This is a genomic window from Streptomyces sp. NPDC005576, assembly GCF_042871745.1.
GTDB lineage: Bacteria > Actinomycetota > Actinomycetes > Streptomycetales > Streptomycetaceae > Streptomyces.
The window spans coordinates 722,942-744,463 of sequence record NZ_JBIAJC010000001.1; the positions used below are offsets into that span (position 1 = coordinate 722,942).

21 protein-coding genes are annotated in these 21,522 nt (G+C 71.6%); 12 read left to right on the forward strand and 9 right to left on the reverse strand.

The window, feature by feature from the left end; translation table 11 throughout:
* The first annotated feature begins 244 nt into the window (after window positions 1–244).
* Window positions 245–1,234: a GTP 3',8-cyclase MoaA gene (gene moaA / locus ACFYPN_RS03135; protein ID WP_358762894.1), complete on the forward strand. Its 990-nt coding sequence runs from the start codon at window positions 245–247 to the stop codon at window positions 1,232–1,234.
* Between the two features lie 58 nt (window positions 1,235–1,292).
* Here the strand turns inward: moaA and ACFYPN_RS03140 are convergent, their stop codons facing one another.
* Both ACFYPN_RS03140 and ACFYPN_RS03145 read right to left on the reverse strand, forming a co-directional pair.
* Entirely contained in the window at window positions 1,293–1,538 is a 246-nt protein-coding gene (locus ACFYPN_RS03140; protein ID WP_389296552.1) for a hypothetical protein, read from the reverse strand.
* Window positions 1,539–1,735: 197 nt separating this feature from the next.
* Window positions 1,736–2,158, reverse strand: a complete 423-nt coding sequence (locus tag ACFYPN_RS03145; protein WP_389296553.1) for a DUF3099 domain-containing protein — start codon at window positions 2,156–2,158, stop codon at window positions 1,736–1,738.
* Between the two features lie 222 nt (window positions 2,159–2,380).
* Between ACFYPN_RS03145 and ACFYPN_RS03150 the strand changes: the two genes are divergently transcribed.
* Window positions 2,381–2,659, forward strand: coding sequence for a GlsB/YeaQ/YmgE family stress response membrane protein (locus ACFYPN_RS03150; RefSeq protein WP_358762888.1), 279 nt, complete (start codon window positions 2,381–2,383; stop codon window positions 2,657–2,659).
* 75 nt (window positions 2,660–2,734) lie between these two features.
* Here the strand turns inward: ACFYPN_RS03150 and tyrS are convergent, their stop codons facing one another.
* From tyrS to ACFYPN_RS03165, 3 genes are all read right to left on the reverse strand, one after another.
* Window positions 2,735–4,003 (reverse strand): tyrosine--tRNA ligase, encoded by a 1,269-nt coding sequence (gene tyrS, locus ACFYPN_RS03155; RefSeq protein WP_358762886.1) that lies wholly within the window; start codon window positions 4,001–4,003, stop codon window positions 2,735–2,737.
* A gap of 171 nt (window positions 4,004–4,174) precedes the next feature.
* Entirely contained in the window at window positions 4,175–5,569 is a 1,395-nt protein-coding gene (locus tag ACFYPN_RS03160) for a metallopeptidase TldD-related protein (RefSeq protein ID WP_358762884.1), read from the reverse strand.
* A complete protein-coding gene (locus ACFYPN_RS03165) occupies window positions 5,566–7,089 on the reverse strand; it encodes a TldD/PmbA family protein (RefSeq protein WP_358762882.1) in 1,524 nt (507 codons plus the stop codon). Before ACFYPN_RS03165 ends, ACFYPN_RS03160 begins: the two co-directional genes overlap by 4 nt.
* A gap of 387 nt (window positions 7,090–7,476) precedes the next feature.
* Between ACFYPN_RS03165 and fabG the strand changes: the two genes are divergently transcribed.
* The 3 genes from fabG (at window position 7,477) to ACFYPN_RS03180 (ending at window position 9,582) form a co-directional block, all read left to right on the forward strand.
* Window positions 7,477–8,196, forward strand: a complete 720-nt coding sequence (fabG, locus tag ACFYPN_RS03170) for a 3-oxoacyl-[acyl-carrier-protein] reductase (protein ID WP_358762880.1) — start codon at window positions 7,477–7,479, stop codon at window positions 8,194–8,196.
* Window positions 8,197–8,201: 5 nt separating this feature from the next.
* The gene (gene fabI / locus ACFYPN_RS03175; protein WP_358762879.1) at window positions 8,202–8,969 is read left to right on the forward strand and encodes an enoyl-ACP reductase FabI; all 768 of its coding nucleotides are present in this window, start codon (window positions 8,202–8,204) and stop codon (window positions 8,967–8,969) included.
* Between the two features lie 229 nt (window positions 8,970–9,198).
* On the forward strand, window positions 9,199–9,582 hold the full coding sequence (locus tag ACFYPN_RS03180) for a hypothetical protein (protein WP_358762877.1): 384 nt from the start codon (window positions 9,199–9,201) through the stop codon (window positions 9,580–9,582).
* Between the two features lie 22 nt (window positions 9,583–9,604).
* Here the strand turns inward: ACFYPN_RS03180 and ACFYPN_RS03185 are convergent, their stop codons facing one another.
* Entirely contained in the window at window positions 9,605–10,279 is a 675-nt protein-coding gene (locus ACFYPN_RS03185; RefSeq protein ID WP_389296554.1) for a FadR/GntR family transcriptional regulator, read from the reverse strand.
* A 189-nt stretch (window positions 10,280–10,468) separates the two neighbouring features.
* On the opposite strand from ACFYPN_RS03185, the gene ACFYPN_RS03190 reads away from it, so the two are divergent.
* From ACFYPN_RS03190 to ACFYPN_RS03205, 4 genes are all read left to right on the forward strand, one after another.
* Complete coding sequence (locus tag ACFYPN_RS03190; RefSeq protein ID WP_389296555.1) at window positions 10,469–11,815, forward strand: CynX/NimT family MFS transporter; 1,347 nt, start codon at window positions 10,469–10,471, stop codon at window positions 11,813–11,815.
* A 17-nt stretch (window positions 11,816–11,832) separates the two neighbouring features.
* On the forward strand, window positions 11,833–11,949 hold the full coding sequence (locus ACFYPN_RS03195) for an SGM_5486 family transporter-associated protein (RefSeq protein WP_358762871.1): 117 nt from the start codon (window positions 11,833–11,835) through the stop codon (window positions 11,947–11,949).
* A gap of 188 nt (window positions 11,950–12,137) precedes the next feature.
* Complete coding sequence (locus ACFYPN_RS03200) at window positions 12,138–12,344, forward strand: hypothetical protein (RefSeq protein ID WP_358762870.1); 207 nt, start codon at window positions 12,138–12,140, stop codon at window positions 12,342–12,344.
* A gap of 101 nt (window positions 12,345–12,445) precedes the next feature.
* Window positions 12,446–12,964 carry a histidine phosphatase family protein gene (locus ACFYPN_RS03205; RefSeq protein ID WP_358762868.1) on the forward strand — a complete coding sequence of 173 codons (519 nt, stop codon included), beginning with the start codon at window positions 12,446–12,448 and terminating at the stop codon, window positions 12,962–12,964.
* A gap of 113 nt (window positions 12,965–13,077) precedes the next feature.
* Here the strand turns inward: ACFYPN_RS03205 and serB are convergent, their stop codons facing one another.
* On the reverse strand, window positions 13,078–14,337 hold the full coding sequence (serB, locus tag ACFYPN_RS03210; RefSeq protein ID WP_358762866.1) for a phosphoserine phosphatase SerB: 1,260 nt from the start codon (window positions 14,335–14,337) through the stop codon (window positions 13,078–13,080).
* A gap of 398 nt (window positions 14,338–14,735) precedes the next feature.
* Between serB and ACFYPN_RS03215 the strand changes: the two genes are divergently transcribed.
* Window positions 14,736–17,300, forward strand: coding sequence for an FHA domain-containing protein (locus ACFYPN_RS03215; RefSeq protein ID WP_389296556.1), 2,565 nt, complete (start codon window positions 14,736–14,738; stop codon window positions 17,298–17,300).
* 217 nt (window positions 17,301–17,517) lie between these two features.
* Here ACFYPN_RS03215 and ACFYPN_RS03220 read toward each other — a convergent pair whose 3' ends face one another.
* Entirely contained in the window at window positions 17,518–18,294 is a 777-nt protein-coding gene (locus tag ACFYPN_RS03220; RefSeq protein ID WP_358762862.1) for a transglycosylase SLT domain-containing protein, read from the reverse strand.
* Window positions 18,295–18,781: 487 nt separating this feature from the next.
* Between ACFYPN_RS03220 and ACFYPN_RS03225 the strand changes: the two genes are divergently transcribed.
* Complete coding sequence (locus ACFYPN_RS03225) at window positions 18,782–19,927, forward strand: GAF domain-containing sensor histidine kinase (RefSeq protein WP_389296557.1); 1,146 nt, start codon at window positions 18,782–18,784, stop codon at window positions 19,925–19,927.
* Window positions 19,920–20,564, forward strand: coding sequence for a response regulator transcription factor (locus tag ACFYPN_RS03230; protein ID WP_358762858.1), 645 nt, complete (start codon window positions 19,920–19,922; stop codon window positions 20,562–20,564). Before ACFYPN_RS03225 ends, ACFYPN_RS03230 begins: the two co-directional genes overlap by 8 nt.
* A 50-nt stretch (window positions 20,565–20,614) precedes the next feature.
* Here ACFYPN_RS03230 and ACFYPN_RS03235 read toward each other — a convergent pair whose 3' ends face one another.
* Window positions 20,615–21,403, reverse strand: a complete 789-nt coding sequence (locus tag ACFYPN_RS03235) for a hypothetical protein (protein WP_389296558.1) — start codon at window positions 21,401–21,403, stop codon at window positions 20,615–20,617.
* Window positions 21,404–21,522: the final 119 nt, after the last annotated feature.

Below are 21,522 nucleotides of genomic sequence, written 5' to 3' on the forward strand. Positions count from 1 at the left end.
AGGTGTTGTAAAACCCCCCCCCGGGGGCCCCCCCCACCGCCCGCGTGTTTCACCCCCCCGGGGCGGGCTGATCCCCCCCCCCCCCCCCGCCGGGGGGGGGGGGGCCGCCCCCCCCCCCCCCCCCGGCGCGGTCGCGCGGCCACCGTGAGCGGGATACGGTCGCCCGGCTCGCGTAGTCTCGGAAGAGAGAAGAGCCGGGACCGGAACGCCGGCAAGCCGTGAAAGCCATGGGGGAGGGGCGCACATGCTCATCGACACATACGACCGGGTCGCCACCGACCTGCGTGTCTCCCTGACCGACAAGTGCAACCTCCGCTGCACCTACTGCATGCCCGAAGAGGGACTCCAGTGGCTCGGCAAGAGTGAGCTGCTCAGCGACGAGGAGATCGTCCGGCTCGTCCGGATCGCCGTCGAACTGCTCGGCATCACCGAGGTCCGTTTCACCGGCGGCGAGCCCCTGCTCCGCCCCGGCCTTGTGGGCATCGTCGAGCAGTGCGCCGCTCTGACGCCCCGCCCCCGGATGTCCCTCACCACCAACGGCATCGGGCTGCGGCGCACCGCCGCCGCCCTCCGGGCCGCCGGACTCGACCGGGTCAACGTCTCCCTGGACACTCTGCGGCCGGACGTCTTCAAGACACTCACCCGCCGCGACCGCCACAGGGACGTGCTCGACGGACTCACCGCCGCACACGAGGCGGGCCTCACTCCCGTCAAGGTCAACTCCGTCCTCATGCCCGGACTCAACGACGACGAGGCCCCCGAACTCCTCGCCTGGGCCGTCGACCACGGGTACGAGCTCCGCTTCATCGAGCAGATGCCCCTCGACGCCCAGCACGGCTGGAAGCGCGACGGAATGATCACCGCCGGTGACATTCTCGCCTCGCTGCGCACCCGCTTCACCCTCACCCCGGAGGACGACGGCGCGCGCGGCTCCGCCCCCGCCGAACGCTGGGCCGTGGACGGCGGCCCGCACCGCGTGGGGGTCATCGCCTCGGTGACCCGCCCGTTCTGCCGGGCCTGCGACCGCACCCGGCTCACCGCCGACGGGCAGGTCCGCACCTGCCTCTTCGCCCGCGAGGAGACCGACCTGCGGACCGCGTTGCGCTCCGGGGCGGCGGACGAGGAGATCGCCCGGCTCTGGCGCCTCGCCATGTGGGGCAAGAAGGCGGGCTCGGGCCTGGACGACCCGTCGTTCCTCCAGCCCGACCGCCCGATGTCGGCGATCGGCGGCTGACCGGCGGCAGACCGGCGTACCGGACGCCCGTCCGGGCGCGGCTCGGGGCCTGCGGGCGTCAGCCCTCCGCCGTGGCCTTCCAGTCGGCCAGCGGCACGACGTCCTTCAGGAAACCCCGTACACCCAGGAACTGCGACAGGTGCTCGCGGTGCTCCTCGCAGGCCAGCCAGGTCTTTCGTCGCTCCGGGGTGTGCAGCTTGGGGTTGTTCCAGGCGAGCACCCACACCGCGCCGGCGCGGCAGCCCTTGGCGGAGCAGATGGGCGTACCGGTGTCGCTCTCGGCGGAAGTCAGGGGAAAGTCCACGGCTTCACCCTAGTGCCGCGTCCCGGAGGAGAAAAAACGACGCCGAGCAGCCACGGGGGGAGCTGCTCGGCGTCGGTCTCTCGCTCCGACGGGGGATGCGGAGCGTATGAGGGAGTATGTCACGCACACCCGCGCGCGGTGCACCCGAACTCCACGATTGAGTTGGCGTTTTCCCACGCTTCGCCGGACAGGAAAGCTCATTCGTGCTCGTGCGGATACGGGGCGCGACCGTCTGCCCCGAAGGCGCTCTCCGTACCTGTTCCGCCGTGGTTTCCGGGGCCCGTACCCCGGCCGGCCGCCGTGCCGGTTCCCACCCCGAACCCTGTCTCCAGGGCGGGCCGCACGGGCGCGGGCACGAAGGTGGACGGCAGTGAGGGGGTGTTCTCCCGGCCCGCGTTGGCGATGACCACCGCCACGTACGGCAACAGCAGGCCGAGCGCCAGCGCCACCATCGAGACGTGCCGCTCGACGTTCCAGAGGACCGCGGCGAGGATCACCGCCACCGTACGTACGGACATCGAGATCACGTACCGCCGCTGGCGGCCGCGCACGTCGTCGGCCAGTCCCTGCCGGGCCCCCGTGATCCGGAAGACCTCCGCCTCGCCCCGCTTGCCCATCATGTCTCCACCGCCTGCTCCCTGTGTCGGACGCCCCGGTCCGGACCGCTTCCACGGTACGCCCGGCACGCCGCGAGATCGAGGCCGGGTGGGCCGGCCGCACCCCTTTCGGACGGACGGCTTTCTTGCGGAACACGCCCGGATGCGGCGCCCGACATGCGGCGGAGGGCGCCGGACACGACACTTGAGCCGATATGCGCATGACGCGCACTTCGAGGAGGCGATATGAGCTGGTTGTGGGCGATCATCGTGGGCCTGGTCCTCGGTGTGATCGCAAGAGCGATCCTGCCGGGCAAACAGAACATCCCCCTGTGGCTGACGACCGTCTTCGGCATCATCGGCAGCATCCTCGGCAACGCCGTCGCATCCTGGATCGGCGTCGAGGACACCAAGGGCATCGACTGGATCCGGCACGTGCTCCAGTTGATCGGTGCGGTGGCGGTGGTCGGTGTCGGGGACGTCGTCTGGCAGTCGATCCGGGGACGCGGCAGACAGAGAACCTGAATCCGGGCAGCGCCACGGCGGAGGCCGGGCACGCGACGCGCGTGCCCGGCCTCCGCCGTATCGGGAAAGCGCGGGTCAGCCCGCGGCGATCTCGACCACCGCGAGGTTCTTCTTGCCCCGGCGCAGCACCAGCCAGCGCCCGTGGAGCAGATCCCCGGCGGCGGGCAGGGCCTCACCATCGGTGATCTTGGCGTTGTTCAGGTAGGCGCCGCCCTCGTTGACCGTGCGGCGGGCAGCCGACTTGCTCGGCGCGAGACCCGCCCCGACGAGCAGGTCCACCAGCGGCGCCGGCTCGGCGAGCTTCGCGTGCGGCAGTTCGGAGAGCGCGGCGCCGAGCGTCGCCTCGTCCAGCTCAGCCAGCTCGCCCTGACCGAAGAGCGCCTTCGACGCGGCGATCACGGCAGCGCACTGGTCGGCTCCGTGCACCAGCGTGGTCAGCTCCTCGGCCAGTGCGCGCTGCGCCGTACGAGCCTGCGGACGCTCCTCCGTGACCTTCTCCAGCTCCTCCAGCTCCGCCTGCGACCTGAAGCTGAGGATGCGCATGTACGGGGAGATGTCGCGGTCGTCGACGTTCAGCCAGAACTGGTAGAAGGCGTACGGGGTCGTCATCTCGGGGTCCAGCCAGACGGCGCCGCCCTCGGTCTTGCCGAACTTCGTGCCGTCCGCCTTGACCATCAGCGGGGTCGCCAGTGCGTGCACCGTCGCCGCGGGCTCCATGCGGTGGATCAGGTCGATGCCCGCCGTGAGGTTGCCCCACTGGTCGCTGCCGCCCTGCTGGAGGACGCAGCCGTGGCGCCGGTACAACTCCAGGAAGTCCATGGACTGGAGCAGTTGGTAGCTGAACTCGGTATAGCTGATGCCCTCCTGGGACTCCAGACGGCGGGCCACCGAGTCCTTGGTCAGCATCTTGTTGACCCGGAAGTGCTTGCCGATGTCCCGCAGGAACTGGATCGCGGACATGCCCGCGGTCCAGTCCAGGTTGTTCACCATGACCGCGGCGTTCTCGCCCTCGAAGGAGAGGAACGGCTCGATCTGCGAGCGCAGCCGGGTCACCCAGGCGGCGATGGTCCCGGGGTCGTTCAGCGTGCGCTCGGCGGTCGGCCGGGGGTCGCCGATCTGGCCGGTCGCCCCACCCACCAGTGCCAGCGGCCGGTGGCCCGCCCGCTGGAGCCGGCGCATCGTGAGCACCTGGACCAGGTGGCCGACGTGCAGGCTGGAGGCGGTCGGGTCGTAGCCGCAATAGAAGGTGACCGGACCGTCGCCAAGAGCCTTGCGCAGGGCGTCCTCGTCAGTGGACTGGGCGAACAGCCCGCGCCACTTCAGCTCGTCGACGATGTCCGTCACGATTCCGTGTCTCCTTCGGCGTATGAACGGCGGGCTCCCAAGCCTGTGGGCCCACGCCCGGCCAGTCTAAGCGCAGGCCCGGGCCGCTCCCGTTTCTTTTGCCCGCCGCGAAACGTGACCCCGTGCGCCCTTGTCGAGGACGCGCCGGAGTCACCTCGTGCGACGGCCGACTCAGACCCCGCGGCTGACCGAACTCATGTTGAAGTCCGGGATGCGCAGCGCGGGCATCGCGGCGCGGGTGAACCAGTCGCCCCACTCGCGCGGCAGCGTCCGCTCGGTGCGCCCCGCCTCACTGGCGCGGGAGAGCAGGTCGACGGGCGACTCGTTGAACCGGAAGTTGTTCACCTCGCCGACCACCTCGCCGTCCTCCACCAGGTAGACCCCGTCCCGGGTCAGCCCGGTCAGCAGCAGCGTCGCCGGATCGACCTCCCGGATGTACCAGAGGCAGGTCAGCAGCAGCGCCCGCCCCGTGGTCGCCGCCACCATCTCGTCCAGCGTCTGCTCGCCGCCGCCCTCCAGCAGCAGGTTGTCGATGGCCGGGGCCACCGGGAGGCCGGTCAGTTCCGCCGTGTGCCGGGTGGTGGTCAGCCGCTCCAGCCGGCCGCCACCGATCCAGTCGGTGGGCTCCAGCGGCAGCCCGTTGTCGAAGACCGACGCCCCGTCCCCCGAGGAGTGCGCGATCACGAACGGCGCCGACTCCAGCCCGGGCGCGTGCGGGTCGCTGCGCAGGGTCAGCGGCAGCGGGGACAGCGTCTCGCCCAGCCGCGTCCCGCCACCCGGCCGGGAGAACACCGTCCGGCCCTCGGCGGCGTCGCGGGCCGTCGACGACCAGAGCTGGTAGATCAGCAGGTCGGCCACGGCGGTCGGCGGCAGCAGGGTCTGGTACCGGCCGGCCGGCAGCTCGATCCGCCGCTCGGCCCAGCCCAGGCGACGGGCCAGTTCCGTGTCGAGCGCCGCCGGGTCGACGTCCTTGAAGTCCCGGGTGGCCCGTCCGGCCCACGCGGACCGGGACCGGTCCGGTGACTTGGCGTTCAGCTCCAGCGTGCCGTTCGGCTGGTCGTGCCGCAGCCGCAGCCCGGCCGAGCTGCCCAGATAGGTCGAGGTCATCTCGTGGTGTGCGAAGCCGTACAGTTCCCGGCCGCCCGCGCGGGCGTGGGCGAAGGCCTCGCCCAGCGCCGGAGCGAAATCGGCGAAGACGTCCGAGCCGGTCTCGGCGGGGGCGTCGGTGAAGTCCGCGGAGACCGGTACGCCGGTCACCGGCGGCTGCGCGTCCTCGGCCGGACCGGCCGCGCGGGCCGCCGCCTCCGCAGCCCGTACCAGCGGCTCCAGGTCGTCGGCGGTGACTGCGGAGCGCGAGACCACCCCGGAGGCGGTCCCCTCGGAGCCGTCCACGGTGGCGACGACGGTCAGCGTCCGGCCCCGGGTCACCCCGTTCGTGGTGAGGGCGTTGCCCGCCCAGCGCAGGTTCGCCGACGAGGTCTCGTCCGCGATGACCACGCAGCCGTCGGCGCGGGACAGCCCGAGGGCGCGCTCGACGATCTCGTACGGCTTGCTCGCGCGGCTCATCGGCCCGCCTCCTGCGTCGTGTTGAGGATGTTCACGCCTCGGAAGAGAGCGGAGGGACAGCCGTGCGAGACGGCCGCTACCTGGCCCGGCTGGGCCTTGCCGCAGTTGAAGGCGCCGCCCAGTACGTACGTCTGCGGGCCGCCGACCTTCTCCATCGAGCCCCAGAAGTCCGTGGTGGTCGCCTGGTACGCGACGTCCCTCAGCTGGCCGGTCAGTTCGCCGTTCTCGATGCGGAAGAACCGCTGCCCGGTGAACTGGAAGTTGTAGCGCTGCATGTCGATCGACCAGGAGCGGTCACCGACCACGTAGATCCCGCGCTCCACCCCGCCGATCAGGTCCTCGGTGGAGAGGCCGCCCGGGTCCGGGCGCAGCGACACGTTGGCCATCCGCTGCACCGGTACATGACCCGGCGAATCGGCGTACGCGCAGCCGTTGGACCGGCCCAGGCCGGTCAATTTCGCGGTTCTCCGGTCGAGTTGGTAGCCCACGAGAGTGCCGTCCTTCACCAGGTCCCAGGACTGCGCCTCGACGCCCTCGTCGTCGTACCCGATCGTCGCCAGCCCGTGCTCGGCGGTCCGGTCACCCGTCACGTTCATCGCGGGGGAGCCGTACGCCAGCTTCCCCAACTGGTCGAAGGTGGCGAAGGAGGTCCCGGCGTAGGCCGCCTCGTACCCCAGCGCCCGGTCCAGCTCGGTGGCATGGCCGATCGACTCGTGGATCGTCAGCCACAGGTTCGACGGGTCGACGACCAGGTCGTACGTCCCCGCCTCCACGCCCGGCGCCCGCATCTTCTCGGCGAGGAGCCCCGGGATGCGCTCCAGCTCGTCGTTCCAGTCCCAGCCGGTGCCGGTCAGGTACTCCCAGCCGCGGCCCACCGGCGGCGCGATCGTCCGCATCGAGTCGAAGTCGCCCGTCGTGGCGTCCACCGCCACGGCCGTCAACTGCGGATGCAGCCGTACCCGCTGCTGGGTGGTGACCGTGCCGGCGGTGTCCGCGTAGAACTTGTTCTCGTGGACGGTCATCAGCGAGGCGTCCACGTGCGCGACCCCGTCCGACCCGAGCAGCCGCCCGCTCCACTCGGCGAGCAGCCCGGTCTTCTCCCCGTCCGGCACCGTGAACGGGTCGATCTCGTAGCTGGAGACCCAGCTCCGCTCCCCGTGCACCGGCTCGTCCGCCAGCTCCACCCGCTCGTCGCTGCCGGCCGCCGCGATCACCTTCGCCGACAGCTTCGCCATGGCGACGGCCTGCGAGGCGACCTTCGCCGCCGCGTCCATCGACAGGTCCACGCCGGACGCGAAACCCCACGCCCCGTTGTGCACGACCCGCACCGCGTACCCGAGGTCGGTGGTGTCCGAGGAGCCGGAGGGGCGGGCGTCGCGCAGCCGCAGCGTCGCACTCCGCACCCGCTCGAAACGGAAGTCCGCGTGCGTGGAGCCGAGCGCTCGGGCCCGAGCGAGGGCCGCGTCGGCGAGGGCCCGTAGGGGCAGGGCGAGAAACGACGGGTCGATGTCATGGGCCACGGACGGCCTCCCTTGCGCTGTGGAATCGTGCCCGGGGTGGAAGTCAATCACGGGGCCCCGGGGGCGTGATGGACAGTTGGGCGGAGTCCGGCCCACCGACGCCGGCGGGTGCGCGGCGCTCCGGCGCGATGCGTCGTGGGGTGCCGTGCGGGACGCGGTGATCCGGTCATGATCCCTCGGACACGGCCCCGGGGGGATCACCCGTGCAGGGCGCCGGGACCGCGGCCGGCACCCGTCGCCGTCCGCCCGGCAGGACCCCGCGGCCGATGTCGACTGTAGAAACCCCACAGGACCGTGCACGTGCCACTGTCAGGGCCCGATTCCCCGTACACCGCGCCCTACCGATAGGTTTTTGGCATACCAGACCGTCAAGGAAAGGGTGATCCGTTGAGCCGCTCGGTTCTCGTCACCGGAGGAAACCGGGGCATCGGCCTCGCCATCGCCCGTGCCTTCGTCGACAACGGCGACAAGGTGGCGATCACGTACCGTTCCGGCGAGCCGCCGCGGGAACTCGCCGAGGCGGGTGTGCTCGCGGTCCGCTGCGACATCACCGACACCGAGCAGGTGGAGGTGGCCTACAAGGAGATCGAGGAGAAGCACGGTCCCGTCGAGGTGCTGGTGGCCAACGCCGGCATCACCAAGGACCAGCTCCTCATGCGGATGTCGGAGGAGGACTTCACGTCCGTCCTCGACACCAACCTCACCGGTACCTTCCGCGTGGTCAAGCGCGCCAACCGCGGCATGCTGCGTGCGAAGAAGGGCCGTGTGGTCCTCATCTCCTCCGTCGTGGGCCTCATGGGCTCGGCCGGTCAGGCCAACTACGCCGCCTCCAAGGCGGGACTGGTCGGGTTCGCCCGGTCGTTGGCCCGTGAGCTCGGCTCGCGGAACATCACTTTCAACGTCGTCGCACCCGGCTTTGTCGACACCGACATGACGCAGGTGCTCACCGAGGAACAGCGCAAGGGCATCGTCGCCCAGGTTCCGCTCGGCCGCTACGCGCAGCCCGCGGAGATCGCCGCGGCGGTCCGCTTCCTCGCCTCCGACGACGCGTCGTACATCACTGGAGCCGTCATCCCCGTTGACGGCGGATTGGGCATGGGTCACTGATCACCATGAGCGGAATTCTCGACGGCAAGCGCATCCTCATCACCGGGGTGCTGATGGAGTCGTCCATCGCGTTCCACACCGCGAAGGTGGCCCAGGAGCAGGGCGCGGAGATCATCCTCACCGCCTTCCCCCGCCCCACCCTGACCGAGCGCATCGCCAAGAAGCTCCCCGGGCCCGTGAAGGTCCTGGAACTCGACGTCACCAACAGCGAGCACCTCGACCGGCTCGCCGGCCTGGTCCGCGACGAGCTCGGCACGCTGGACGGCGTCGTCCACTCCATCGGCTTCGCGCCGCAGGACGCTCTCGGCGGCAACTTCCTGAACACCCCGTTCGAGTCGGTCGCCACCGCGATGCACGTCTCGGCGTTCTCGCTGAAGTCGCTCGCCATGGCCTGCAAGCCGCTGATGACCGAGGGCGGATCGATCGTCGGCCTCACCTTCGACGCGCAGTTCGCGTGGCCGCAGTACGACTGGATGGGTCCGGCGAAGGCCGCGCTGGAGGCCACCTCCCGCTACCTCGCCCGTGACCTCGGCGCGGACAACATCCGCTGCAACCTGATCTCGGCCGGGCCGCTCGGTTCGATGGCCGCCAAGTCCATCCCGGGCTTCGGCGACCTCGCGAAGGTCTGGGACACCCGCTCCCCGCTGGCGTGGGACATGAAGGACCCGGAGCCGGCCGGCCGCGGTGTGGTCGCGCTGCTCTCGGACTTCTTCCCGAAGACCACGGGCGAGATCATCCACGTCGACGGTGGCGTGCACATGATCGGTGCCTGACCCGTACGGACCCCTGTCGGCCGCGTACCCGCATCCGGATCTCTTCCGGAGGGTGCGCGGCCGACGCGCGTACGGGCCCCGGCGAACCGGGTCCGGCCCAGGCCGAGTCTGACAACTCCCGCCGGGCGGGCGGCGCCCGGCCCGCGGTTCCCCGGGTCGTGGAGACGGGTGTTCAGCCGCAGAATGTGGAGGAACCGGACTCTGGTCAGGCTGCGGGGAGGAGGTCGCCGTGCGTCCCACGCATCGCCGCACCTGGGTTCTGCCGGTGTCCGCGGCAGCCGTCGCGGCCCTCGTGGTCCCCGCAGGGATCTACGCCGCCGAATCGGGCGGAGCCCCCGACTCCGGCGCCCGCGCCCCGCGCGAGCCGTCCCCGGAACCCGCCGGGGCGGAGTGCCGCACCACGGTCGAGGGCTCCCTGGTGATCTCCTACTGCCACAACCCGTACCCCTCCCTGGACGTGGTCCGCCTGCATACGGAGTGCGCCCGGTGGTGGGACGTGGACGCCGACGGCGCGGCGGTGGCCGTCGAACCGGGAGGTACGGTCCGGCTCCAGGACCGCTGCTGGAAAGAGGTGGCCACGGCATGGGTCACCCACAGCGCGGGCCAGGGATGAACTCCCGCCCCCGGGGCGGCCCTCAGTCGCGCTCCGGCGGGCAGTGCAGCGCGTGGCCCGCCGCCTCGTCGGCCGCCGTCCGCGCGTCACCCTCGCGGATCGCCTCGACCATGCGCCCGTGGTCCATGAGGTTCTCCGGCCGCAGCTCGGGGTCCACGTCTCCGCGCAGATAGTCGCGCAGGACGTCGCCCAGGTCGGCGTAGATACCGGTCAGAACATCGTTGTGCGCGGCGGCCACGATCGCCAGGTGCAGGGTGGCGTCGGCCGCGACGAACGCCTCCGCGTCCCCCGCGGCCCAGCTCTCCGCGCGCCGTGCCATCAGGGCGTCCATCTGCCTGAGGTCACGGTCGGTGCGCCGGACGGCCGCCAGTCGCGCCGCCGACGACTCCAGTACGGAACGGAGTTCGGCCACATGGCGCGGATCGGCGGTCGCGAAGCGCCGCTGCATCACCCCGGCCAGCTCGCTGGTGGCCACCACGTACGTCCCCGAGCCCTGACGGATGTCCAGCAACCCGTTGTGGGCGAGGGCGCGCACCGCCTCACGGACCGTGTTCCGGGCCACCCCGAGCTGTTCGACCAGCTCCGGTTCGGTGGGGATGCGCGAGCCGACGGGCCACTCGCCGGAGGTGATCTCGTTCCTCAGCTGGGCAATCACCTGGTCGGCGAGTGCCGAGCGCCGGGGGGACGTCAGCGCCATGAGACTCCTTGTTCCGCGTTCCGCAGTGCTCCGCACCGTCCCGGGCCCTCGGCGGGCCGGTGAGCTTCCCGGTACCCGGGTGCAGCGAGGCGTGGTCCGGATTCTGTCAGCAGATTCCGGACCGTCCGCGCCCGGGAGTGCCGTCGCCGCAGTGGACAAGCAATCATCCCATGATTCTATGATGGCGCCATGCTGGAAGACGTCTCCGAGACACCCGGCCCGGCCGCCGCCACCCCGGCACCGGCGTCCGAACCGACCGCCCCGAGGCCCACGAGCCCGACCGCCGGCCCCACCGCGAGTCCCCCCGCCGAGGGCGCCTCCGCGGGCACCTCCCCGTGGCTGCCGCGCCTGCTCGCCGCCGGTCTCGTCCTGGCCGCGCTCAACCTCCGCCCGGCCATCACCAGCCTGGGCTCCCTCCTCGAGGAGGTGCGCGACGGGCTCCACATGAGCGGTGGTGTCGCCGGCGCCCTCACCTCGGTACCGCAGCTCTGCTTCGCGGTGTTCGGCATCACCGCTCCCCGCCTCGCCCGCAGGTTCGGCCCCGCGACGGTCGTCCTCGCCGGCATGGTCGCGATCACCGTGGGCCTGCTGATCCGCCCCTTCACCGGATCCACCGTCGGATTCCTGCTCGCCAGCACCCTCGCGCTGATGGGCATCGCGGTCGGCAACGTCCTGATGCCCGTCATCGTCAAGCGCTGGTTCCCCGACCGCGTCGGACCGATGACCGGCCTCTACTCGATGGCCCTCTCGTTCGGTACCGCCCTGGCGGCGGCGGCCACCGTCCCGGTGGCCGACGCGCTGGGCGGCAGCTGGCGGACCGGCCTCGCCGTCTGGGCCGCCCTCGGCGTCCTCGCCGTACTGATCTGGATCCCGCTGGTACGCCGGCGCGCCGGCGCCCCCGCGGAGGGCGCGGGAGCCGCGGCCGCCTCCGCCGTCCCCGAGCCGCTCCCCGCCGGCTTCCGCACCGCCCGCAGCTCGACCGCCTGGGCCCTCGCCTGCTTCTTCGGGCTCCAGTCCACGGCCGCGTACATCACCATGGGCTGGATGCCCCAGATCTTCCGCGACGCGGGCATCTCGGCGAGCACGGCGGGCGTCCTGCTCGCGGTCACCATGGTCATGGGGGTACCGCTCGCCTTCGTCATCCCCCGGGTCGCCGCCCGGATGCGTACCCAGGGACCCATCGTCCTCGTCCTCGGGATCTCCGGCCTGGCCGGGTACACGGGCCTCTACCTCGCTCCGGCGGGCGGCGCCTGGGTCTGGGCGGTGCTGCTCGGCATCTCCAACTGCGCCTTCCCGCTCGCGCTCACCATGATCGGCCTGCGGGCCCGCACCGGCGCGGGCGTCGCCCGGCTCTCGGTGTTCGCCCAGTCCACCGGTTACCTGATCTCGATCCCCGGCCCCCTGCTGGTCGGCGTGCTCAACGAGCACAGCGGCGGCTGGGGGCTGCCCATAGCCTTCATGGCGGCGCTGATGGTTCCCCAGATCGTGGCGGGTGTACTCGCCGGACGGGACCGGACGATCGACGGACGGGGGTGAGATGCGAGACTTGCCCCATGCCAGTGCTCGAACCGCATCCTCAGAACGGCCAGAAGAAGCTTCTCCTCGTGCTCGGGGCCATGCTTCTCATCACTCTGATCATCGGAGTCATCGCCTCGGTCTTCTCCCCCTGACGCACGGTCGCCGGGCGGACCGGGCAGCCGGTCGTCCCGGCGACCGGCTCGCGGCGGATGAGGGGGACAGCCCCACCATCCCCTAGGGGGCCAGGTTCAGGGTCGAGTGGGTGGGTCACCGGATGGGCGGCCCCGCCGTCCTTCCGTAAGTTCTGGGTAAAGGAACCCGACGACCCCCGGAGGCGGACATGCCGGCCCGTACGAACCCCCGGCCCCCGCGCGGGCCGGCCGCCGGGTCACCGGTGCGGCTGCCCTGGTGGGCCGTGGTGCTGCCGGTGCTCGCGTTCGCCGCACTGCTGCTCGTGATGACCGACCCCGAACAGGCGCACGCCGCGTCCGCCGACCCCGGTCTCGGCCGGTTCGTCGAGCGCGCGCTCGATCATTTGTCCTACTGAACGGCCGTTCCGCCCACTCCCGGGCCCTCCCCGTCACCCCTGGCGGTCGAGCCCCTCGACACCCTGCGCCCGGGGCCGCGATTCGTGCGAAGCTGAACGACATGAGCGTCGACACACCCCGCAGGATCGTTCTTCTCCGGCACGCGAAGGCGGAATGGTCGCAAGCGTCCGACCACGAGCGACCGCTCGCCGAGCGCGGGCGCAAGGACGCGCCCGTGGCCGGACGCAAGCTCGCCGAATCCGGCATCGACTTCGACCTTGCCCTGTGCTCGACCGCGGTCAGGACGCGGGAGACCTGGAAGCTGGCGGTCCACGAGTTCGGACACCGCCCCAGGACCGTGTACGAGGAGCGGCTGTACGAAGCCTCCCTCGGCGAACTCGTCGCCCTCTTCAACGAGACTCCCGACGAGGTGCGCAACCTGCTCGTCATCGGCCACAACCCCGGGATGCACGGCGCGGCGGACGCCCTCGCGGGCTCGGCCGAAGGCGATGCGCTGACCCGGATGACCAGGGACGGATTCCCGACCGCGTCCTTCGCCGTCCTGGAGTTCCCGGGTACGTGGAAGAGCGTCGAACTCGGCGCGGGCAGGCTCACCGACTACTGGACGCCCATCGGCTGACCCGTCGCACCTCCCGACGACAGGGCCCCGGCACGCCGTTCGCGTACCGGGGCCCTGCTCCTGTCTCCGCGTCCTGCGGCGGCGCGCTCCTCAGACGCCCGGCGGCGCGCTCCTCAGACGCCCGGCGGCGCGTCGGCCGCCTCGACCTCTTCGCGGGTGATGCCCAGGAGATAGAGCACGGTGTCCAGGAACGGCACGTTCACCGCCGCGTGCGCCGCCTCCCGGACGACCGGCTTGGCGTTGAACGCCACCCCGAGGCCGGCGGTGTTCAGCATGTCCAGATCGTTGGCGCCGTCCCCGATCGCCACCGTCTGCGCGAGCGGAACGCCCGCCTGCTCGGCGAAGCTGCGCAGCAGACGGGCCTTGCCCGCCCGGTCCACGATGTCGCCCACCACGCGTCCGGTGAGTTTCCCGTCGACGATCTCCAGGGTGTTGGCGGAGGCGAAGTCCAGCCCCAGCCGCTCCTTGAGGTCATCGGTGACCTGGGTGAACCCGCCCGAGACGACGCCGACTTGGTACCCGAGCCGCTTGAGGGTACGGATGAGGGTGCGGGCCCCCGGGGTCAGCCGCACCTCCCTGCGCACCTTCTCCACGACGGACTCGTCGAGTCCGGCCAGCAGGGCGACCCGGGCGTGCAGGGACTGCTCGAAGTCCAGCTCCCCGCGCATCGCCTGCTCGGTCACCGCGGCGACCTCCTTCTCGCAGCCCGCGTGCGCGGCGAAGAGCTCGATGACCTCGTCCTGGATCAGCGTGGAGTCCACGTCCATCACCACCAGGCGCTGGGCCCGGCGGCTCAGACCGGCCGACATCACCGCCACGTCCACACCGATCTCCGCCGCCCCGACCGCCAGCGCGGTCCGCAGCTCCTCGGTGCCCGCTCCGGAGACCGCGAACTCGACGGCAGTCACCGGGTACTTCGCGAGCCGGAAGATCCGGTCGATGTTGGCGCCGGTCGAGGTGACCCTGGCCGCTATGGCGGCGGTCGACTCCGCGGTCAGCGGGTTGCCCAGCACGGTCACGTGGGACCGGCCGTCACCGCGCGGGCGGTTGTCGCCCGTCCCCGAGATGATCTCGGCCTGGAGCTTCAGTGAATCGGCCCAGCTGTGCACGGTCGCCCGCAGATCGCCCTCGGTGGTGCCGCCGGCGGTCGGGGCGGTCACCAGCGCGCACAGCACGATCCGGCCACGGGTGACCACCTGCTCGATGTCCACGACGTCCACCGCGTAGGCGGCGAGCGTGTCGAAGAGCCCGGCGGTGATACCGGGACGGTCCTTCCCGAAGATCTTCACGAGAAGAGTGGGGGAGTCGCTGCCCGGACGGGACCCGGGGAGCTCGGGGGACGAGGAAGACTGAGGTGGCTGAGATGCGCTCATGGTGGTTCCACCGTATCGGTCGCCGCCGGAGCCCCGGCGCGCCGTCCCGAGTAGCGGACACCCGGGCGCCCGCCCCTTCCGCAACCGGCCGGGGAGCAGTCGCGACGGCCCGGGGAACAGCCGGGAACCGCCGGGGGCCGCTTCGGGGTCCGGCGGCGGGGCCTTCCCTCGCCGACCTGCCCCGGACCTGCGCCGGACCTGCCCCGGACCTGCGCCGGACCTGCCCCGGACCTGCGCCGGCCCCCGCCGTACCCGCGCTCCGGACCCCCGACGGGCCCGCCGCGCCAACGCGGGCCGGGGCGCCCGGCTTTCGGATCGGGGAGTGTCCCTGGAATAGTGCCCCCCGATGTTCAGCATCCCTGGGCCTCCCGCAGCGGGGGCGATTCGGGGGACGACAAGTGGGGCGCGGAGTGCCGGAACTCGTACTGGAACTGAATGGCAGAACCTGGACGCTCGATCCGTCCAGGTCGTACACGCTGGGACGTGATCCGCAGGGGGACCTGACGTTCGAAGACGCCCGGGTGTCGTGGCGGCACGCCACGATCGGCTGGAGCGGTCGGAGCTGGTTCATCGAGGACCACGGCAGCACCAACGGCACCTACGTGCGCGGCACCCGTGTGCAGCGGACGGAGGTCGGCCCCGGCACCGAGGTACGGCTCGGCAACGCCGACGACGGGCCGAGGATCGGCCTCACCGCCCCTGCCCCGGCTCCGCAGCGGGCACAGGCCGGACCGGCCCAGCAGGCGGCGCCGTACCAGCCGCCGATGGCGCAGGCCCAGCAGGCGCCCTACCAGCCGCCGGCCACCCCGTACCAGCCACCCGTCGCGCCCGCGCCGCAGCAGCCCTGGCAGCAGCAGCCGCAGGGCCGGGGGGAGCAGGGCGGGGTGGCGAAGGTGCCGCACCAGCAGGGCCCCGCGGCGGGCGCAGGGGGACCGGTGCACAGCGACCGCAGCCCGACCACCTTCCACCAGCTGGCGCTGGGCCGGGTCATGCGCATCGGCCGCGCCCTGGAGAACGAACTGGTCGTCTCGGACCTCCAGGTCTCGCGCCACCACGCCGAGTTCCACGCGACCCCCGACGGCCGCTTCGAGATCCGCGACCTCGGCTCGCACAACGGCACGTACGTCAACGGCCAGCAGCTCCACAAGTCCGGCTCCGCGCTCCTCGGACCGAACGACATCGTCGGCGTCGGCCACTCCACCTTCCGGCTGGTCGGGGACCGGCTGGAGGAGTTCGTCGACACCGGTGAGGTCTCCTTCTCCGCCCGCCACCTCACGGTGACGGTCGACGGCGGCAAGCAGATCCTCAAGGACGTCTCCTTCGGGGTCCCCGAGAAGTCGCTGGTCGCGGTCATCGGCCCGTCCGGCTCCGGCAAGTCCACCCTGCTCAAGGCGCTCACCGGCTACCGGCCGGCCGACCACGGCGACGTCCTCTACGACAACCGTGATCTCTACAAGCAGTTCGCCGAGCTGCGCCAGCGCATCGGGCTGGTCCCGCAGGACGACATCCTGCACAAGGAACTCACGGTCACCAAGGCGCTGAAGTACGCGGCCAAGCTCCGCTTCCCCGCCGACACCACCGAGGCCGAGCGCCAGTCCCGCATCCAGGAGGTCCTCCTCGAGCTGAAGCTCGACATCCACAAGGACAAGAAGGTCACCTCCCTCTCCGGCGGCCAGCGCAAGCGCGTCTCGGTCGCCCTGGAGCTGCTGACCAAGCCGTCCCTCATATTCCTCGACGAGCCGACCTCGGGTCTCGACCCGGGCATGGACCGCGACGTGATGCAGCTGCTGCGCGGCCTCGCCGACGACGGCCGTACGGTCCTCGTCGTCACGCACTCGGTGGCCGAACTGGCGATCTGTGACAAGCTGCTCGTCATGGCGCCCGGCGGCGCGGTGGCGTACTTCGGCCCGCCGGAGGAGGCGCTCAACTTCTTCGGCTACAGCACCTGGGCCGACGTCTTCTCCGCGTTCGAGAACTACCGCGAATACGACTGGGCCGGCCGCTGGCGCGGTTCGCAGCACTACCAGATGTACGCCGCCGACATCGACGCCGTCGCCTCGCAGCCCGTGGACCCCCTGAACACGGCACCGCCGCAACAGCTGCGGCCGCCCAAACCGCAGGGCTGGACGACGCAGCTGTGGACCCTGATCCGGCGGTACGTCTCGGTCATCGTGTCCGACAAGGGCTTCCTGGGCCTGATGGTGGTCCTGCCCGCAGTCCTGGGTGTCGTCAGCGTGATCATCCCGGCCAAGCTCGGCCTGGCCGCGCCCGCCGACCCCCACAGGTTCAACGGCAAGGCCGGCACCATCCTGCTGATCCTCGCGGTCGGCATGTGCTTCTCCGGCGCGGCGAACTCCGTACGTGAACTGATCAAGGAACGCGTCATCTACGAACGGGAACGGGCCACCGGCCTCTCCCGGTCCGCGTACCTGATGTCCAAGGTCATCGTCCTCGGCGTGATCACGGCACTCCAGGGTGTCATCATCTGCGCCATCGGCCTCTCCTCCCGGAAGCTTCCGGAGGAAGGGCTCGTCATGCCGCCGGCCGCCGAGATCTGTGTCTCGATCATGGCGCTCGGTTTCACCTCGATGATGGTCGGCCTGGTCATCTCCTCGCTGGTGCGGACCGCCGAGAAGACCATGCCGCTGCTCGTCATGTTCGCGATCGTGCAGGTCGTCTTCACCGGAGTGCTCTTCCAGATCCACGGTTCGCCCGGACTGGAGCAGTTCGCCTGGCTGATGCCGTCCCGCTGGGCCGTGGCCGCGGCGGGCACCACGCTCGACCTCTCCCGCCTCATGCCGCCGTGGGACCCCGAGCACCCCACCGATCTGGACCCGCTCTGGGAGCACTCGGCGGGGGTGTGGGCGATGGACCTCGCGGTGCTGCTGGCACTCGGCGTCGTCTGCTGCTTCGTGGTCGCGCGGCTGCTGCGCCGCCACGAGCCCGAGGTCATGCGCAAGTAGTCACGGCCCGCACGGCACGCACGGCACGCACGGCACGCACGGCACGCACGGCACGCACGGCCCGCACGGCCCGCACGGCCCGCACGGCCCGCACGGCCGGGCGGCCGCCGTGCCGGGTACGCGAACGCCGGAGGGCGGCACCCCTGTCGGGTGCCGCCCTCCGGCTGTGTGCGTCGTTCTCAGGCCGCCGGCCCGCGGTCGTACCGCGCGGAGCCGGTCAGTACGCGCTGTCGACGTTGTCGATCGAGCCGTACTTGTCGGCCGCGTAGTTGGCAGCGGCGGTGATGTTGGCGACCGGGTCGTACTGGCTGTGGACCGTGCCGGAGACGTGGTAGTAGTCGAAGGTCGGCTTGATGATCTGGAGCAGACCGATCGACGGGACACCGTTCTGGGCGTTGATGTCCCAGTCGTTGATGGCCTGCGGGTTACCACTGGACTCGCGGATGATGTTGCGGTGCAGCCCCTCGTAGGTACCGGGGATGCCCTTCGCCTTCATGATCGCGAGAGACTCCTGGATCCAGCCGTTCAGGTTGTCGGCGTAGACCGGCTTCCGCAGGGTGGAGCGGTTGGCGGACTCGCCGGACGAGCGCTTGGAGACGTCGGCCTTCGCCCGGTCCGCGGCCTTGACCTTCGCGGTGGCCTCGGCACGCTCCGCAGCCTTCGCGTCGGTCAGGGCCCTCGCGTCGGCCACGGCCTTCTTCCGCGCGGCCTCGTCCTTCGCCTTGGCGGCGTCGGCGGCCTTGACCAGGTTGGCGGCGGTGGTGTTCTGCTCGATCACGCTGTCCTGCACGGCCTTGGCCCGGGCCGAGTCGGCCGCCGACGCGAAGACGACCGGCGACGCCGCCACGGAGGCGTTGGTGCCCTCGGCCTGCGCGTCGCTGGGAACCAACGAGAACGTCAGGGCGGCGACACCGAGCGCGGAGACGCCGGCGACGGAAAGCTTCTGCGTCTTGTTCAGACGACGGGTTCGGTCACATATGCGGGACGCGGACATACAGACGTACCTCTTCGAATCGTAGGTGCCCCTCGCGGGACACGAAGACGGAGAGTGGCGGTGCGCCTCTCTGTCAGGGGGACGAGAGCAATTCTTAGCGACCGCAAAATGCCCTGGCAAAGGTGTGACGTACGAAGCCGGGTAGTGGATCAGGACCTTATGTCCGTTTCGTGGAAGCCGGTCCGGACCGGTTAAATCACCCCTATTCATCCACTAACGGTCTTCGTACGTGACGTGAGTCCTATGCGTGGGCTCACATCGCGCGGCCGTCGGTATCACAGCGCGTTGCACAAGCAACTCGCAGCGTCAGGGGTTTCGCCGAACCACGGGCAGGAGCCCCCGGGGCCGGACGGCGGTGGGCCCAGGCCCTGGAGACGACTTACGCCACCGGGCCCCGAGGTCGTCCCGAGGGCCTGGGCCCCTCGGCCCGTCCCCAGCCGTCCACAGGCCGGTACGGGCCCCGTGCGCCGCCGGTACCGTGAGGCACATGAGCCATCTCCGACCGTCGGGTCTCGCCGCCGTGAGCGCCGCGCTGCTCGCGATGAGCCGGCAGCTGGACATGCGCGACGTCCTCAAGACGATCGTCGCCTCGGCCCGCGAGCTGCTCGACGCCGAGTACGCGGCGCTGGGCGTCCCCGACGACCACGGGGGCTTCGCCCAGTTCGTCGTCGACGGCGTGAGCGACGAACAGTGGAAGGCAATCGGCCCGCTGCCCCGCCAGCACGGCATCCTCGCCGCGATGCTCCACGAGGCGAAGCCCGAGCGGCTCGGCGATGTCCGCCAGGACCCCCGCTTCGGCGGCTGGCCCGAGGCGCACCCCGACATGTCGGACTTCCTCGGCCTGCCCATCCAGGACGGCGACGAGATCATCGGCGCCCTCTACCTCGCCAACAAGAAGTGCCCCAGACCCGAGGGCGGCTGCGGCTTCACCGCCGAGGACGAGGAACTCCTCTCGATCCTCGCCCAGCACGCGGCCATCGCCCTCACCAACGCCCGCCTCTACGAACGCAGCCGCGAGCTCACCATCGCCGAGGAACGCTCCCGCCTCGCGCACGAACTGCACGACGCCGTCAGCCAGAAACTCTTCTCCCTGCGGCTCACCGCCCAGGCCGCCGCCGCCCTGGTCGACCGCGACCCCGCGCGCGCCAAGGGCGAGCTCCAGCAGGTCGCCGCCCTCGCCGCCGAGGCCGTGGACGAGCTCCGCGCCGCCGTCGTGGAACTCCGCCCCGCCGCGCTCGACGAGGACGGCCTCGTCGCCACCCTCCGTACCCAGGTACAGGTCCTCGACCGGGCACAGAGCGCTCGGGTCACCTTCGAGAGCCATGGCGTCCGCGCGCTGCCCGCCGCCCAGGAAGAGGCGCTGCTCCGGGTCGCCCAGGAGGCCCTGCACAACGCGCTGCGCCACTCCGGCGGCGCCCGCGTCACCGTCGCACTGACCCGGCGCGGCCCGGCCACCGTGCTGCGGATCACCGACGACGGCCAGGGGTTCGACCCCACGGCCGTCCGTGAGGCCGGCCGGCACCTCGGCCTCGTCTCGATGAGCCACCGCGCGCACAGCGTCGGCGGCACCCTCAGCGTGGAATCGGCGCCCGGGAAGGGCGCCACGATCGAGATGGAGGTCCCCGGTGGCTGACAAGACCATCCGCGTGCTGCTGGTCGACGACCACCAGGTGGTACGGCGCGGGCTGCGCACCTTCCTGGAGGTGCAGGACGACATAGAGGTCGTCGGAGAGGCGTCCGACGGTGCGGAGGGCGTCGCCCAGGCCGAGGCGCTCCGCCCCGACGTGGTGCTGATGGACATCAAGATGCCCGGCACGGACGGCATAGAGGCGCTGCGCAAGCTCCGCGAGCTGGCCAACCCCGCGCGGGTCCTCGTCGTCACCAGCTTCACCGAGCAGCGGACCGTCGTCCCCGCGCTGCGCGCCGGAGCCTCCGGCTACGTCTACAAGGACGTCGACCCCGACGCCCTGGCCGGCGCCATCCGCTCCGTCCACGCGGGCCACGTCCTGCTCCAGCCCGAGGTGGCCGGAGCGCTGCTCGCCCAGGAGGACACCGGAGGCGGTACGGGCCGGGGCACCACCCTCACCGAGCGCGAGCGCGAAGTGCTCAACCTCATCGCGGACGGCCGGTCCAACCGCGAGATCGCCCGCGCGCTGGTGCTCTCCGAGAAGACCGTCAAGACCCACGTCTCGAACATCCTGATGAAGCTGGACCTGGCCGACCGCACCCAGGCCGCCCTCTGGGCCGTACGCCACGGAATGGCCGGCTGACCCGGGGCGGCCCCACCGCACCCGGGCCGGGCTCCAACCCCATACAGGCCCTAACGCCGCCCCCGCTCGCTCTCCTCCACGTACGCGTTGTACGCGGCCACCTGCGCCCTGCGCGCCACCCGCTCCACCGGCCGCAGCGCCTCGCCCCGGGCCGCGATCTCGGAAGCGCTCACCGCGCCGCCGTGCCCGTTCTCGTGCGCCAGCGTGATCAGCAGCCCCACCCGCTGGGCCAGCTCCAGCACGCGTACCGCCCGGGGCGGGTACCCCGGGGCCAGCACCTCGCGCCCGCGCTCCGCCCGCGCCCGGTAGGCGTCGACGGCCGCATCGGCCACCGGCCCGGAGCCGGCCACGTCCAGCCGCGACAGCAGCGCCGTCGCGTCCCGCAGCGCCTCCGCGAGCTCCCGTTCGGCCTCGCCCAGCGACGGCACGTCCGCCGGCGGGGCATCCCGTACGGGTGTCACCCGCCACACCACCTCGACGTGCAGATCGCCGGGCGGTCCCGCCTCGGTCACCTCCGGCACCAGCCCGTACGCGGCCCCGGAGGCGACCACCGCCTCCCCGGTCTCCAGCGCCCGGGCGTTGAACTCCGGCGGACCGCTCAACCCCAGGGGATGCCCGGGGGCAGGGAGGGCCACCCGGTAGCCCGTCACCCCCATCCCCCGCAGCCGCCCCAGCGCCAGCGTGAGCCCGACGGGCCCCGCCTCACCGGGCAGACCCTCGACGCGGTGCACCGCGTCCTCTCCGACGATCGCGTCCGCCGCGTCGTCCGGTGACACGAGACCGGCGAGCAGCGCGTTACCCCAGGCGGCAAGGAGCCCTGAGCGTGGTTCCGAAAGCATGGACACAGCCTAAGAGCTGTCGCGCGTTCCCCGGCGGGAACGGACCTCGCGGCCGGACCACTCCCCGGGTGGCGTAAGTTTTGCGTGGGAGCTGTGCCCTCCGGCACGCGACGATCTCG

What these genes read in the sequence shown, in the direction of transcription:
- moaA (WP_358762894.1), top strand. Translation starts at nt 245, where the DNA reads ATGCTCATCGACACATACGACCGGGTCGCCACCGACCTGCGTGTCTCC.
- ACFYPN_RS03145 (WP_389296553.1), bottom strand. Translation starts at nt 2,158, where the DNA reads ATGATGGGCAAGCGGGGCGAGGCGGAGGTCTTCCGGATCACGGGGGCC.
- ACFYPN_RS03150 (WP_358762888.1), top strand. Translation starts at nt 2,381, where the DNA reads ATGAGCTGGTTGTGGGCGATCATCGTGGGCCTGGTCCTCGGTGTGATC.
- ACFYPN_RS03160 (WP_358762884.1), bottom strand. Translation starts at nt 5,569, where the DNA reads ATGAGCCGCGCGAGCAAGCCGTACGAGATCGTCGAGCGCGCCCTCGGG.
- fabI (WP_358762879.1), top strand. Translation starts at nt 8,202, where the DNA reads ATGAGCGGAATTCTCGACGGCAAGCGCATCCTCATCACCGGGGTGCTG.
- ACFYPN_RS03185 (WP_389296554.1), bottom strand. Translation starts at nt 10,279, where the DNA reads ATGGCGCTGACGTCCCCCCGGCGCTCGGCACTCGCCGACCAGGTGATT.
- ACFYPN_RS03190 (WP_389296555.1), top strand. Translation starts at nt 10,469, where the DNA reads ATGCTGGAAGACGTCTCCGAGACACCCGGCCCGGCCGCCGCCACCCCG.
- ACFYPN_RS03195 (WP_358762871.1), top strand. Translation starts at nt 11,833, where the DNA reads ATGCCAGTGCTCGAACCGCATCCTCAGAACGGCCAGAAGAAGCTTCTC.
- ACFYPN_RS03200 (WP_358762870.1), top strand. Translation starts at nt 12,138, where the DNA reads ATGCCGGCCCGTACGAACCCCCGGCCCCCGCGCGGGCCGGCCGCCGGG.
- ACFYPN_RS03205 (WP_358762868.1), top strand. Translation starts at nt 12,446, where the DNA reads ATGAGCGTCGACACACCCCGCAGGATCGTTCTTCTCCGGCACGCGAAG.
- serB (WP_358762866.1), bottom strand. Translation starts at nt 14,337, where the DNA reads ATGAGCGCATCTCAGCCACCTCAGTCTTCCTCGTCCCCCGAGCTCCCC.
- ACFYPN_RS03220 (WP_358762862.1), bottom strand. Translation starts at nt 18,294, where the DNA reads ATGTCCGCGTCCCGCATATGTGACCGAACCCGTCGTCTGAACAAGACG.
- ACFYPN_RS03225 (WP_389296557.1), top strand. Translation starts at nt 18,782, where the DNA reads ATGAGCCATCTCCGACCGTCGGGTCTCGCCGCCGTGAGCGCCGCGCTG.
- ACFYPN_RS03235 (WP_389296558.1), bottom strand. Translation starts at nt 21,403, where the DNA reads ATGCTTTCGGAACCACGCTCAGGGCTCCTTGCCGCCTGGGGTAACGCG.